General features: G+C 55.4%; 10 protein-coding genes. 2 read left to right on the top strand and 8 right to left on the bottom strand.

All coding sequences use genetic code 11. The features are described 5' to 3' along the window. Positions 1-98: 98 nt before the first annotated feature. Positions 99-611 carry a DNA-deoxyinosine glycosylase gene (locus tag KDM89_RS16295; protein WP_212688985.1) on the bottom strand — a complete coding sequence of 171 codons (513 nt, stop codon included), beginning with the start codon at positions 609-611 and terminating at the stop codon, positions 99-101. Between the two features lie 245 nt (positions 612-856). Between KDM89_RS16295 and KDM89_RS16290 the strand changes: the two genes are divergently transcribed. Next, positions 857-1312 (top strand): outer membrane lipoprotein, encoded by a 456-nt coding sequence (locus KDM89_RS16290; protein ID WP_212688984.1) that lies wholly within the window; start codon positions 857-859, stop codon positions 1310-1312. Between the two features lie 69 nt (positions 1313-1381). After that, positions 1382-1894, top strand: coding sequence for a DUF3016 domain-containing protein (locus KDM89_RS16285; RefSeq protein ID WP_212688983.1), 513 nt, complete (start codon positions 1382-1384; stop codon positions 1892-1894). A 68-nt stretch (positions 1895-1962) separates the two neighbouring features. Here KDM89_RS16285 and KDM89_RS16280 read toward each other — a convergent pair whose 3' ends face one another. From KDM89_RS16280 to cysS, 7 genes are all read right to left on the bottom strand, one after another. Continuing rightward, complete coding sequence (locus KDM89_RS16280; RefSeq protein ID WP_212688982.1) at positions 1963-2604, bottom strand: putative metalloprotease CJM1_0395 family protein; 642 nt, start codon at positions 2602-2604, stop codon at positions 1963-1965. A gap of 302 nt (positions 2605-2906) precedes the next feature. Beyond that, the gene (locus tag KDM89_RS16275) at positions 2907-6023 is read right to left on the bottom strand and encodes an efflux RND transporter permease subunit (RefSeq protein ID WP_212688981.1); all 3117 of its coding nucleotides are present in this window, start codon (positions 6021-6023) and stop codon (positions 2907-2909) included. Between the two features lie 14 nt (positions 6024-6037). Then, on the bottom strand, positions 6038-7204 hold the full coding sequence (locus tag KDM89_RS16270; RefSeq protein WP_212688980.1) for an efflux RND transporter periplasmic adaptor subunit: 1167 nt from the start codon (positions 7202-7204) through the stop codon (positions 6038-6040). Positions 7205-7216: 12 nt separating this feature from the next. Next, positions 7217-8635 (bottom strand): efflux transporter outer membrane subunit, encoded by a 1419-nt coding sequence (locus KDM89_RS16265; RefSeq protein ID WP_212688979.1) that lies wholly within the window; start codon positions 8633-8635, stop codon positions 7217-7219. Positions 8636-8670: 35 nt separating this feature from the next. After that, complete coding sequence (locus KDM89_RS16260; protein ID WP_212688978.1) at positions 8671-9321, bottom strand: TetR/AcrR family transcriptional regulator; 651 nt, start codon at positions 9319-9321, stop codon at positions 8671-8673. 576 nt (positions 9322-9897) lie between these two features. Then, positions 9898-11805 carry a molecular chaperone HtpG gene (gene htpG, locus KDM89_RS16255; protein WP_212688977.1) on the bottom strand — a complete coding sequence of 636 codons (1908 nt, stop codon included), beginning with the start codon at positions 11803-11805 and terminating at the stop codon, positions 9898-9900. Between the two features lie 183 nt (positions 11806-11988). Beyond that, the gene (gene cysS / locus KDM89_RS16250) at positions 11989-13362 is read right to left on the bottom strand and encodes a cysteine--tRNA ligase (protein ID WP_212688976.1); all 1374 of its coding nucleotides are present in this window, start codon (positions 13360-13362) and stop codon (positions 11989-11991) included. Positions 13363-13532 lie beyond the last annotated feature (170 nt).

Genomic DNA, 13532 nt, shown 5'->3' with positions numbered 1-13532 from the left:
TCAAGGCTGTCGCATTCATTGTAAGGATACGGCATCCGTCCGGATGTTGTAAAACCGGATAGTGCATTGTACCGGTGCAGGCCGGAGTTGCGCAGCGTTCAGGGTGCCGCCGGCGCATCACATAACTGCTGCCAGACTTCCAGTTTTTGCGCGAAAGACCAGCTCGCATGTGCGGGTGAGGAGGATGGCAGCGTCAGTGTCATCAAACCCCAGTCACAGAATTGCTTTTGCAGACGTGCTGCCACTTTACCGTTGAAAGCGACACGCTGCAGTTGCGGAAATTGCTGACGCAGACTGACAAAATCATTGCATTCCGGTTTGCGTATAGCACTGTCCAGACTGCCTTCACGTTCGCACTGACGATAAATATCCCACAGGCCAATGCCTGCAGACAGCAATCGCTGCAAGCGTTCCGGATACGGCAGGCTGACAAGATCGCTGTTCAGAACGGCAGATAATAAGCGCCAGAACTGATTTGCCGGAAAGGCGTAATATTGCTGCGCTTCTAATGAAGCGATACCGGGAAAACTGCCGAGTATCAGGGTGTGTGTATGCTGGTTGATGACCGGAGGAAAACCTTGCGAAAACGGTGCAGAAGAAATGGCATTCATGGTGTATGGTGGTATTGTCTGTCCTGCATGTTTGTGGCGATGCGGATGGCGACGGTTCCGGCAGCCTGACCTGTGCGTCCTGTGAGATGCGCCTTATGCAGATAGCATGAACCGGCAGGTCAACCCGGGGTCAGAATCAGCGTTACAGTCATATAGCACATCCACCGGCGAATGGGTCGCCGTCGCTTTGCAGTGTACCTGATGATGTGCTGTCTGAATCTCATTATCCGTGGAGGGAAAACATCATGTGGAAACGTGCAACGATTATTGTTATGAGCATCGCGGCGCTGAGCGCTTGTGCAACGCAGTCGAATTCCGGCAGTGTGTACCGTGCCGGACAGACCATGAATGAGCAAAGTGTGCGTATGGGTGTGGTGGAATCCGTGCGTGAAGTGACGATTGAAAAAGGTCGCAGCGGCGTAGGCACGGCGGCTGGTGCAGCGCTGGGCGGTATTGCTGCCGGTTCGAACATCGGCGGTGGTAATGGTGCGGTGGCTGCCGGTATCGTTGGTGCGATTGCCGGTGGTCTGGTTGGTCAGAAAATCGAAGGTAATATGAACCAGACGAAAGGTCTGGAAATCACAGTACGTCTGGACAATGGCGACATGAAAGCGATTGTGCAGGAAGCGGATGAAATGTTCCGTCCGGGTGAGCGTGTGCGGTTGTTGTCGAATGGTCGTACGACACGCGTTACTCACTGAACCAGTTCACCGTGATCTGAACGGCTACCGCTGCGGCGGTGGCCTGTTGTCTTTGGAAAGGAGAATCAAATGGATAAACGGAAATGGCTGTTGCTGGGGGCAATGATGGCTTCCAGTCTGGCATGGGCTGGCGATGTCAGCGTGCGCTGGGAAAAACCGGATGATTACACTGATATCCGCCCGACCAATGAGAGCCGCGAAGGATTTCGCGACCGTGTTTGCAAAGAACTGGGCAAAGTTTTTGAGGGTTATGGCAAGAAGCTGCCGGATGGCGTGAAGCTGGAGATCACGGTGCTGGATCTGGATCTGGCCGGTGATGTGCGGCCGATGATGCATGGTAATAACGACGTCCGTATCGTCAAAGACATTTACTGGCCGCGTATGACGATTAACTATGTGCTCAAAGATGCGTCTGGCAAAGTCTTATCGGAAGCGACGAAAGAAGAAATTAAGGATATGAATTTCCTCATGGCTTCCCATATCCCGACCGGCAATACCAGCCTGTTTTATGAAGAGAAAATGTTGGATGACTGGTTCCGCAACAAGCAACGCAGCGGCGCTTTTCCTAAGCTGCCTTCCTGAACCCACGCTCTGCGGCGCGCAGGCTCAGAAAGCGATTACAGCCAGTCTGCGGACTGGCTGTTTTATTATCAGGCATAGGTGTCAATCCGCGTAGTATCGCTGTTGTTCTGATCACCGGAGTTGCCTGATGCATCCGCTGTTTGCTTGTCATCCTTATAGGCTTTGGCGGCATCACTGAGTTTCTGTGCCTGCTCCTGCTGGATAGCGACCTGCGCTTCCACTGCCATCTGTCGTGCCTTTGCGGCGACGGCATAATCCTGACCGGAAGGATCTGACGGTGCCAGTGCTGCTGCGGCGATCACGTCAGCGCGGCGCAGTGTTTCCTGCGGCGTGCGTCCGGCAGATGTATCAATCCCGACTTCACCGCCAACCGCATAATTCTGCCCGTCCGGTCCGCGCTGATACTGAAAGCTCGGGCCGCCGGTAGCTAAGCCGCTGGCGGCAACCAGATGCGCCATTTCGTGTGCACGTACATGGGTGTCGGTGGTTTGCAGTTGCCTGACCAGTGCCAGTGCTTCCGGGCTCAGTTGTACCGAGGCTGATCCGTTGCTGCTGTTGCCGGCGTCGCCTGACTGAACGGACTGCGTACCGGTGCTGGCTGGTTCTGCGCCGCTTGCACGGCTGCTGCCGGAGCCGGACGTGACTCTGCCGGTTCCGGCAGCAATGCTGTCAGACTGGTAACGTCCCGTATTGGTAACTGGTGTAAACATTGCACCCGGCTGCATGATGAAAAAATTCCCGCAAATATCAGATTCAGCTTAGTACAAGACCCGTGTTTATCCAATGTACTGACGATAAGCGTCGGGCAGGACAGCGGGGCAGGTGTGGTGTGAAGCCTGAAAAAGCCGGTTTTTGCCTGAAATGCGGAGTTCAGCACAGAAAAAAGGCCATTTTTGAGTGTCGTCCGCGAATTTGCTGGCTGAGCGGGCAGGGGGTAAAACGGGGAAATGCGGAGAACTGCACAGTCCGTCCCGTCAGAAACGGGCGGACTGTGGCTGTAGCGGACAGAAGATCAGCTTTCGCTGCGGCGCTTGCCGAACAGGTGCGCCAGACCTTTTTGCAGATCGTCGATGTACGTGAACACGGCAGGCACGACCAGCAGGCTGAGCAGCGTAGACGTAATCAGACCGCCGATCACCGCAATCGCCATCGGCGCACGGAAGCTCGGATCTGCGCCCATGCCCAGTGCCAGCGGCATCATGCCGGCGCCCATCGCAATCGTGGTCATCACAATCGGACGACTACGTTTATGGCAGGCATCAACCAGCGCTTCAAAGCGGGCGATACCGCGCTCACGTGCCAGAATCGCGTAATCCACCAGCAGGATAGAGTTCTTGGTCACAATCCCCATCAGCATGATCAGACCAATCATCGACGGCATCGACAAGGCATTCCGGGTCACCAGCAGTGCAACAAACGCACCACCGATACTGAGTGGCAGCGCCGCCAGAATCGTGACCGGTTGCAGGAAGTCCTTAAACAGCAGCACCAGCACGCCGTAAATACACAGCACACCGATCAGCATCGCAATACCGAAGCTGGCAAACAGCGCCTGCATTTCCTGTGCGTCGCCCAGCTCCACCATGCGCACACCGGCCGGCAGATTCTGCAAAGCTGGCAGCGCACGGGCTTCTTCATTCACTTCGCCGAGCTGACGGCTTGCCAGTTCCACGTCCAGAATGACATTGCGCATGCGGTTTAAACGGTTAATTTCGGCCGGACCGGAATCCATGCTGACAGTGGCAACCTGAGCCAGCATCACATTGCCGTTTTTGCCCGGCACCTGTAAGCGTTCAATCTGCGCCAGATCGGCACGCACACTGTCCGGCAGCTTCACGCGGATCGGTACCTGACGCTGCGCCAGATTCAGCTTGGATAAGGACATATCGTAATCACCGGCCGTGGCGATCCGCACCGTGTCAGCAATAGCGCTGGCAGTGACGCCGAGGTCAGCTGCTCTGGCAGCGTCCGGCTGGATAATAATTTCCGGACGCACCAGATTGGCATTGGAACTGACATTGCCGATACCTTTCAGGGTACGCAGTTCGCGTTCCAGCTGTTTTGCGGCGACAGATAACGCGACCGGATCTTCACTCTGCAATACCAGCTGCATTTTGACACCGGTATCCGGCGGGCCGACCGTAAAGCGGGCACCGGGAATCGCGCTGATTTTGTCGCGTATCGACTGATCAATCGCGGCAATGCCGGTCTTGCGCTGACTATGGTGCGAGGTAGTGATGGTCATGACCGCGCGACGTGCTTCTGCAGCAGCGCCCGGCGCAAACGCATCGCCACTGGAACCGCCACCGACTGACGCATAGACGCTGCGGACTTCTTTCTCCGCCATCACTGCGCTGCGCACCTGTTCCGTAATGGCGGCAGTTTGCGCCAGTGTACTGCCTGGCGGCAACTCAATCGTCACCTGCGTCTGCGCACGGTCTGCCGGTGGCACAAAGCCGGTAGGCAGCAAGCCGACCAGACTGATCGAGCCGATAAAGAACGCCAGCGCGGCCAGTATGGTGTACAGACGATGGCGCAGACACCATTGCATAGCACGCATATAAGCGCGCATCACAGCACCATCCGGCGCACCATCTTCACCATCAGGATGTTTGGCGTCGCCGTGTTTCGGTTTCAGTATGTATGCCGCCATCATCGGAGTCAGCAAACGTGCCACCACCAGCGAGGCAAGAATCGCAATCACCGCTGTCCAGCCGAACTGTTTGAAAAACAGCCCAGGAATACCGCCCATAAAGGCGGTCGGCAAAAATACCGCAACCAGTGCAAAGGTCGTGGCAATCACCGCCATCCCGATTTCATCTGCCGCTTCCATCGCCGCCTGAAACGGTGTCTTGCCCATGTGCAGATGGCGCTCGATATTTTCGATTTCCACAATCGCATCATCCACCAGCACCCCGACCACCAGTGCCAGCGATAACAGTGAAACTGTGTTCAGGGTGTATCCGAAGTATTTCAGCCCCAGAAAGGTAGGAATTACCGACAGTGGCAGCGCCGCTGCCGATACCAGCGTCGCCCGCCAGTCGCGCAGGAACCACCAGACCACCAGCACAGCCAGTAAAGCGCCTTCGTACAACAGATCCATCGAGCCTTCAAAGTTTTCCTGTACCGGATCTGCATTGTTGACTGCTGTTTCAAACTGTACATTCGGATAGGCTTGCTGTAATTCAGCAATCAGCTTACGGGCAGCATTGGCCACATCCACTTCGCTGGCCCCTTTACTGCGCAGAATTTCAAAGCCAACCCCCGGTTTGCCATCCAGCGTCGCTAAAGAGCGCGGTTCGGCAATGCTGTCGCTGACGCGTGCAATCTGTGCCATCCGCACCTGACGGCCATCGGGCAAAGAAATATCCAGTGCAGCGATTTCTTCCGCAGTTTTCAGACTGCCCAGTGTACGCACTGCCTGCTCGGCACCACTGATGTCACCACGTCCGCCGGGTGCATCCAGCTGTATGGTTTTCAGACGGCGCGACACATCGGCGGCGCTGACATTCAGTGCCGCCATCGCTTCCGGCATTAATTCAACGTTGATTTCGCGATACACTCCGCCGCTGCGTTTGACTGCACCCACGCCGGTAATGCTGCGCAAGCGACGCGCCACGGTGTTATCCACGAACCAGCTGAGTTCCGCCGCATCCATCTGATGCAGTTGCGCTCCTTGTTTTGCCGGTGCTGCGGCGCTGACGCTGTAGATCAGTACCGGACGACCGGCAGTCGGATTTTTGCTGATCACCGGATCACGCATTTCAGACGGCAGATCAGCACGGATGGCGCTGACTGCATCTCTGGCTTCATTCACGGCATCAGAAATCGGTTTTTCCAGTACGAACTCAATCGTGGTTGTGGAAACACCGTCCAGCACTGTGCTGTAAATGTTTTTAACGCCCTGCAGCGTAGCCGCAGCATCCTCAATTTTGCGCGACACTTCGGTTTCCAGCTGCGCCGGTGCAGCGCCGGGTAAGGAGGCTGAAATGGTGACGATCGGTAATTCAATATCCGGAAAGTCCTGCACGATATTGCCTTTAAACGCCAGCAGACCAGCCAGCGTCAGCAGCGTGAACAACATAATCGCAGGAATCGGATTACGTATAGAGAGCGCGGAAAAATTCACATGACTCTCCTGTTTCAGCGGGCTGCCGGAGCAGTGGCCGGTGCAGCAGGCGCAGGTGTTGCCGCCACTCTGACCAGATCACCGTCGTTCAGAAAACCCGCACCCTGTGTGACGACAGTCGCATCTGCAGCCAGACCGCTGAGGATTTCCACCTGTTCACCGGCCGCAGTTTTAAAGCGGCGTCCGGTCTGTACTTTGATCAGCGTCACGCGCTGATCGGCATTCAGGCGGAATACATAGCTGTAACCATCGCGCAGCACCACGGCCAGTTGCGGCACGCTGAGTGCATTGCTTTGTCCCAGTATCAGTTCACCACGGGCAAACATACCGGCTTTCAGACCACCGGCGCTGCCGGCCGGAATATCCACATAAGCCAGACCGTTACGGGTTTGCAGATCAACCGTCGGTGCCACGCTGCGGACTTTCGCTTTCACCAGTTCACCGGACGGCGCGGTAATCTGCACTTCCATACCGGCTTGCACCCGAGTCAGTTCCTGCCCCGTCAGCTCGGCACGCCATTCCAGCCGTCCCTGACGTACCAGTTTAAATAAATCGCTGCCTGCACCGACGACGGCACCGACACTGCTCATGCGTGCGCTGATCACACCGTTATCCGGCGCAACGATGCGGGTCTGGTTCAGACGGGTTTGCTGTAACTGCACAGCGGCAGTTGCCGCCTGTAAGCGTGCTTTGGCAGCGGATTCCTGCGTCAGGAATTGCTCGGTTTGCTGCTGACTGTAGGCGCCGGAATTGCTGAGTGCGCGGGCGCGGTCGGCATTTGCATGCGCATCCTGCCATGCTGCCTGTGCTTCTGCCTGAGCCGCCTGTGCCTGCGCCAGTTCAGCCTGAATCATGGCGGCACTGAGCGTGGCCAGCAACTGGCCTTTTTTGACCTGATCGCCGACATTCACCAGAATCTCAGCCACGCGCAAGCCATTTGCTTCAGCACCGATCACGGCTTCCTGCCATGCCTGTACATTGCCGTTAGCGGCAATTTTGAGTGCGGCATTTTGTTGCTGCGGTTTGGCGGTTGTGACCGTCAGGACAGGGCGGGCCGCCGCTTTTGCGCTGGCGCTGGCAGATGCATCCGCCGCGACGGTGGCCGGCGTTGCGCAGATCAGCAGCACCGCCAGTGCCGCTGGCAGGCTGAATACGGAATACTTAGATGGGGTAGTGTGCATAATCAACTCGTCTCAGGATTGCGGTGAGGTGCTGTGTGGTCCGGTCGCGCCGGTATCGCTGATGCCGCCGCCGACAGCGCGGTACAGTCCCAGCCAGGCGCGGTTACGTTCCAGTCTGGCCTGCAGTTGTTCCAGCTGGCTGTTCGCGTGTTGCCGCCGGGCTTCTTCCATTTCCAGCTGACTTGCCATGCCTTGTTGCAGACGGGCAGTGGTGGTTTGCAGGCTCAGACTGGCGGCTTGCTGGTTAAAGCGGATTTGCTGCAGCGTATCGAGGCTGCTGTTCAGTTGTATCAGTGCCTGATTGACTTCCGCCAGCGCCTGACGGATACGTGCCGCGTAAGCGATACGTGCTTCATCAAGACGGGCATCTGCCGCTTTGACCTGCGCATCGCGCTGACCGCCGTTAAATACAGGTACGCTGATCTGCACAGGCCCGATGGAAAACACCGAACCACTGAGCTGATCATTGCCGGTCAGAATTTGCTGGCGGCCAATATTGCCGCTCAGACTGATGCGCGGCAAGCGCTGGGCGCGGGCGGCATCTGCCTGAGCAATGCTGCCGCTGAAATCCTGTTCAGCAATCACCACATCCGGACGGCGCGCCAGCACGTTGGCAGGTAATTCCTGCACGCTGAATGCACGCAAATCGGACAGCGTACCCGCTTGCTGCAATTGCGTATGCAGACTGGCAACCGGCATACCGGTCAGGGCAGACAGCGCCTGTTCCTGCAGGGCACACGCCGCAGCTTGCTGATTTGCGCGGCGCTGACCATCGGCTGCGCTGGCTTGCATACCGGCGGCCGTGACTGAAGAGGCCGCACCGGCTTTCAGCATGGAAGCGACGATACCCTGACTACGCTGCCACGAAGTGGCTTCTTCGCTGAGTAAGCGGGAGGCTTCTGTGCAGTAGCGCGCTTCGTAATAACGCTGTGCAATATCCGCGCTGACACTCAGCACCGTGGCACGCATCGCGGCGGCGGCACTGGTTTTCTGGCTACCGGCATAACGGCGTGCAGCCTGATTTGCGCCGAAGAAATCTAATTCCCAGCTGGTTTGCAAACTGGCCTGACGCACCTGCGCAACCGGCGTGCCTGCCTGCGTACGTCCGCGGCTGGCGCTGAGTGCAGCATCCACCGTCGGTAAAAACAACGCACCGGCGGCTACCCAGGTGGATTGCGCGCTTTCCTGCCGGGTTCTTGCTGTTGCCAGATCAGGGCTGACGGCAAGACCTGCATCCAGCAATTGCATCAGCAAGGGATCCTGCTGCGCTTTCCACCAGTCAGTGATATCTGCGGCCGCAGCTTGTTCCGGCACGGCGGTTTGCCATGCGGTATCAGATGCAATCACAGGTGCTTTCGGTACGGGTGTCATCAGGCAGCCTGATAACAGGGTACAGGCACTGAGTGAAATGCCCGGTATCCATTTTTTCATCAACGTTCACCTCATCAGATCAACAGAATTTTTTATCAGCCAGCGCGCCGCTGCCGTTCCGCTTCCACCATCGCCACAGCATAGCCCACCATGCGCTGCATAAACAGATCAATCGCCGCATCGCTTTTAAACAGTTGCGGGCGAATCACCTGCACCAGATCGGAACTGATCATCAGCGAAACCGGTAAGCCGACGATGGCAAATGTCAGCCTGTGGATATCATCATCCGGTTTTTTTAAACCCAGATGACGGCACAAAAAAGCGGCGAAAGCCAGATGCGCCGGCTTAATCGACGTTTCGATTTCTTCATTCCACAAGCCCGTCGGCTCCAGCATTTCACGGCAGTGCAGCGTCATCGCATCGCGGGCTTTTTCACCATCGCGCAGTGAACCTGCCAGCGTGAAAATCAGCGCTTTTATGCCTTGTTCCAGTGGTAAATCTTCTTGCTGCAGATACGCCGGATCAATCGTCGGATTGAATTGCGGATCATTAAATACCGCACGGTACAGCGCTGCTTTATCACCGAAGTAATAGCTGACCGCTGATACATTCACTTGCGCGGCTTTGGCCAGTTCGCGCACGGAAGTTTTGGCGTAACCTTTTTCCGCAAACATCCGTAACGCGGTTTCCAGTAATCGCTGACGTGCCTGCACACCGTCTGCGCGGTGGAGTTGGGGATCATTCATAGGATTACCTGTTGCAAACGCCGGTTCCGGCGCGTTCGTTGATGGATACCAGCCAGCAAACCTGAATCTCCGTTGAATATTCCCTGCGTATCGTTGCGATCGCGGACTGGCGGCTGGCTGATCCTTACATGTTGGCGCGGATATTAACAGATAAATCAAACGTTTGTTTGAATTAAAAAGCGACTCTGTGCGTTGTGTACTGCACAGCGCTACCGCGCGGTGCAGTGCATGCAACCGTCACAGAAATGTTTTTTGACAGAGCGTGTTTCCGGCGCGGTGGTAAACGGCGGTGTCAGCTTTTCTGGGGGAGCAGCAAAAACAAGGCGGAAAAGCCTGTTTTTGCCTCAAATGCGGAGTTCAGCACAGCGATCCGGCGGTCGTCGGCAGAAAGTCCGGGCCTCCGTAAATCACAAATGCGCAGTTCTGCACAATGCACAGGGTTTGAAGTACGCCCGCAGGCTGTGCGATGTCCGGGGCAGAGTCAGTATGAAGCGGAAACAAAAAAGCCGGTTCACAGAACCGGCTTTTGGCTTTTGTTGTGCACTGCGCTGACAGCAGCGCAGATGCGTCAGCACATTATTTGCTGAGCAGCATTTCATTCAGACGACGCACGAAACTGCTCGGGTCTTCCAGATGACCGCCTTCTGCCAGCAGTGCCTGATCAAACAGAATATGTGACCAGTCACCGAAACGCGCTTCTTCGTATTTCAGACGCTGCACCAGCGGGTGATGCGGGTTGATTTCCAGAATCGGTTTGGATGCCGGTGCAGCCTGACCAGCCGCTTTCAGCATACGCGCCAGATTGCCGGACATATCATGCTCATCCGCTACCAGGCAGGCCGGAGAATCAGTCAGACGGAAAGTCACGCGCACTTCTTTGGCTTTGTCGGCCAGCGTGGTTTTCATTTTTTCGACCAGATCTTTGAACTCGGTTTCGGTTTCTTCGTGCTGTTTCTTTTCAGCTTCATCTTCCAGCTGACCGAGATCCAGACCACCTTTCGCCACGGAAGTCAGTTCTTTGCCTTCAAAATCTGACAGGAAAGACAGCATCCATTCATCAACGCGGTCAGTCAGCAGCAAGACTTCCACGCCTTTTTTGCGGAAGATTTCCAGATGCGGACTGTTTTTCGCTGTGTCATAGCTTTCAGCGGTGACATAGTAAATCTTGTCCTGACCTTCTTTCATGCGGCCGAGGTAGTCCGCCAGCGACACGTTTTGTGCATCACTGTCATTGTGGGTGGATGCAAAGCGCAGCAGTTTGGCGATACGGTCTTTGTTGGCCTGATCTTCGCCGATACCTTCTTTCAGCACCTGACCGAATTCTTTCCAGAACGTCGCATATTTTTCGTGTTTCTCTGCAGCGTCATCACCCTCTGCATTCGCCAGTTCTTCCAGCATAGACAGAACACGTTTGGTCGAACCTTCGCGGATTGCTTTGATATCGCGGCTTTCCTGCAGAATTTCACGCGAAACATTCAGCGGCAGATCCGCAGAATCAATCACGCCTTTCACGAAGCGCAGATAAACCGGCATCAGTTGTTCAGCGTCATCCATGATGAATACGCGTTTGACGTACAGCTTGATACCGCCGCGTTTGTTGCGGTCCCACAGATCAAACGGTGCAGCTGCCGGAATGTACAGCAGCTGGGTGTATTCGCTGCGGCCTTCCACACGGTTGTGGGTGTAAGTCAGCGGTGCGTTGTAATCGTGAGAAACGTGTTTGTAGAATTCTTCGTACTGCTCTTTGGTCACGTCAGATTTGCTGCGTGCCCACAGTGCGCTGGCCTGGTTGATGGTTTCCAGTTCCTCTTTGCGCACCAGTTCTTTTTTCTCTTCATCCCACTCTTCTTTATGCATTTTGATCGGCAATGCAATGTGATCAGAGTAAGTACGGATGGTGGATTTCAGTTTCCATGCGGACAGGAAATCATCTTCACCTTCGCGCAGATGCAGGGTGATGCTGGTGCCGCGGCTGGCTTTGGCGATGGTTTCCACGCTGAAGTCACCAGTGCCTTCGGATTCCCAGCGCACGCCTTCGGCAGCGCTGACACCCGCACGGCGGGATTCCACGGTAATGCGGTCAGCAACGATAAAGCCGGAGTAGAAACCCACACCGAACTGACCAATCAGCGCAGCATCTTTTTGCTGGTCTCCGGACAGTTTGTCGAAGAATTCTTTAGTGCCGGATTTTGCAATCGTACCCAGATGCGAAATCGCTTCCTCTTTGCTCATACCGATACCGTTATCGCTGATGGTGATGGTACGTGCGGCTTTGTCGAAATCGACGGTAATCTGCAGTTCGCTGTCGTTTTCGTACAGTTCCGGATGGTTGATTGCTTCAAAACGCAGTTTGTCGGATGCATCGGAGGCGTTCGAAATCAGTTCGCGCAAAAAGATTTCCTTGTTGGAATACAAGGAGTGAATCATCAGTTGCAGCAATTGTTTGACTTCGGCCTGAAAGCCCATTGTTTGTTTTTCTGACATGCTTTTCCCTCGAATGAAAACGATATGTAGAAGAAGTTTTGTGGGCAGGAGATGGGGACAGCGAAACGCTTTTCAAGAGTGTCTGTTTGAAACCATGAACGACAGACAATAAAAAACGCCGCTGTCTGCACAGCGGCGTTGTTCCTGAAGCTGAAAAGCAGAATCTGATCGGTTCAGACCGGATCAGATACGGCGGATATTGATGCTGCCTGCTTTATCTTCCACTACCCAGCCCTGTTCCTGCAGTGCAGCGCGCAGACGGTCGGCTTCTGCCCAGTCTTTGGCAGCACGTGCGGCCTGACGCTGGTCTGCCAGTTGCTGAATCTCTGCCGGAATTTCCAGCGCTTTCGGCTCCCACTGTGCCAGACCCAGACCAAAGATCTGATCGAAAGCGGTCAGTGTGGCTTTCTTATCTGCATCGCTGAGATCCGATTTCAGCATTTCCCAGCTCAGTGCCAGCGCGCGCGGTGCATTCAGATCATCGTTGATGAAGGCACTGAAGCGGTTTTTCCATTCGTCACTGACGCTGCCACCGGCAGGCCAGCTGAAATACACATCACGCAAACGCTGCAGGGCGGTTTGTGCGGATTGCAGCGCTTCAAAGCTGAATTGCATCTGGCTGCGGTAATGCGCGGTCAGGCACAGGTAGCGGTAAGCCAGCGGATCGATATGCTGATCCACCAGGGTTTGCAGACGCAGGAAATCACCGGTCGATTTCGACATTTTGCCGGAATCGATTTGCAGGAAATAACCATGCATCCAGAAATTCGCCAGACGGGTGCCGTGGCACGCCATGTTTTGCGCGATTTCATTGCTGTGGTGAATCGAAATATGGTCTTCGCCGCCGCAGTGAATGTCAAACCACGGTGTCAGGTATTTTGCCGACATCGCCGAGCATTCAATATGCCAGCCCGGGAAACCACGACCCCACGGGCTATCCCATTCCATCTGACGCTGTTCGTCTTCAGGGCTGAATTTCCACAGCGCAAAATCGGTGGCATTGCGTTTTTCACCCAGTTCCACGCGGCTGCCGGCCTTGATCGCATCGCGCTTGATACGTGCCAGATAACCGTAGTCATCCTGTTTGCTGGTATCAAAGTAAATGCCGTCGCTGGTGCGGTAGGTGTAACCGTTTTTCTCGATGCAACTGATGAAATCGATTTGTTCTGCGATATGGTCGGTTGCTTTACACCAGATCGCCGGTTCCAGAATATTCAGGGCGCGGAAATCGTTTTTGAAGGCGGTGGTGAAGCGGTCTGCGATCTGCCATGCAGATTCACCGGCTTTACGGCTGCCTTTTTCCATTTTGTCTTCGCCGTCATCGCCGTCAGACACCAGATGGCCGACGTCGGTGATGTTAATCACGTGACGCACGTTGTAGCCATTCCATTCCAGCGCACGGCGCAGCAAATCTTCAAACAGATAGGTACGCAGATTGCCGATGTGCGCATAGTCATACACGGTAGGACCGCAGCAGTACAGGCCAACCCAGTCTTTGTTAAGCGGGCTGAACGGACGCAGGCTGCGTTCCCAGTTATCGTAGAGCTGTAATTCCATAATCAGATGTAAAGAGTTAAACCGGAAAAAGGGCGCGGGGCTGCCAGAGACAGCGGACAGAGATCAGCAGCAACAACAGCAACGCACAGACAGCAGACTACCGGCCGCGTGGCGGCTGTGTGTAGTTGGCTTGAATGTCATGTGGTGCATAGCGGGCTGAAATCAGAAAG

The sequence above is a fragment of the Cognatundibacterium luofuense genome, assembly GCF_018139685.1.
Classification (GTDB): domain Bacteria; phylum Pseudomonadota; class Gammaproteobacteria; order Burkholderiales; family Burkholderiaceae_D; genus Undibacterium; species Undibacterium luofuense.
The sequence above is the reverse complement of the archived record's forward strand: the minus strand, read 5'-3'. Positions and strand labels throughout refer to the sequence as shown.

What these genes read in the sequence shown, in the direction of transcription:
- KDM89_RS16295 (WP_212688985.1), bottom strand. Translation starts at nt 611, where the DNA reads ATGAATGCCATTTCTTCTGCACCGTTTTCGCAAGGTTTTCCTCCGGTC.
- KDM89_RS16290 (WP_212688984.1), top strand. Translation starts at nt 857, where the DNA reads ATGTGGAAACGTGCAACGATTATTGTTATGAGCATCGCGGCGCTGAGC.
- KDM89_RS16285 (WP_212688983.1), top strand. Translation starts at nt 1,382, where the DNA reads ATGGATAAACGGAAATGGCTGTTGCTGGGGGCAATGATGGCTTCCAGT.
- KDM89_RS16280 (WP_212688982.1), bottom strand. Translation starts at nt 2,604, where the DNA reads ATGTTTACACCAGTTACCAATACGGGACGTTACCAGTCTGACAGCATT.
- KDM89_RS16270 (WP_212688980.1), bottom strand. Translation starts at nt 7,204, where the DNA reads ATGCACACTACCCCATCTAAGTATTCCGTATTCAGCCTGCCAGCGGCA.
- KDM89_RS16265 (WP_212688979.1), bottom strand. Translation starts at nt 8,635, where the DNA reads ATGAAAAAATGGATACCGGGCATTTCACTCAGTGCCTGTACCCTGTTA.
- KDM89_RS16260 (WP_212688978.1), bottom strand. Translation starts at nt 9,321, where the DNA reads ATGAATGATCCCCAACTCCACCGCGCAGACGGTGTGCAGGCACGTCAG.
- htpG (WP_212688977.1), bottom strand. Translation starts at nt 11,805, where the DNA reads ATGTCAGAAAAACAAACAATGGGCTTTCAGGCCGAAGTCAAACAATTG.
- cysS (WP_212688976.1), bottom strand. Translation starts at nt 13,362, where the DNA reads ATGGAATTACAGCTCTACGATAACTGGGAACGCAGCCTGCGTCCGTTC.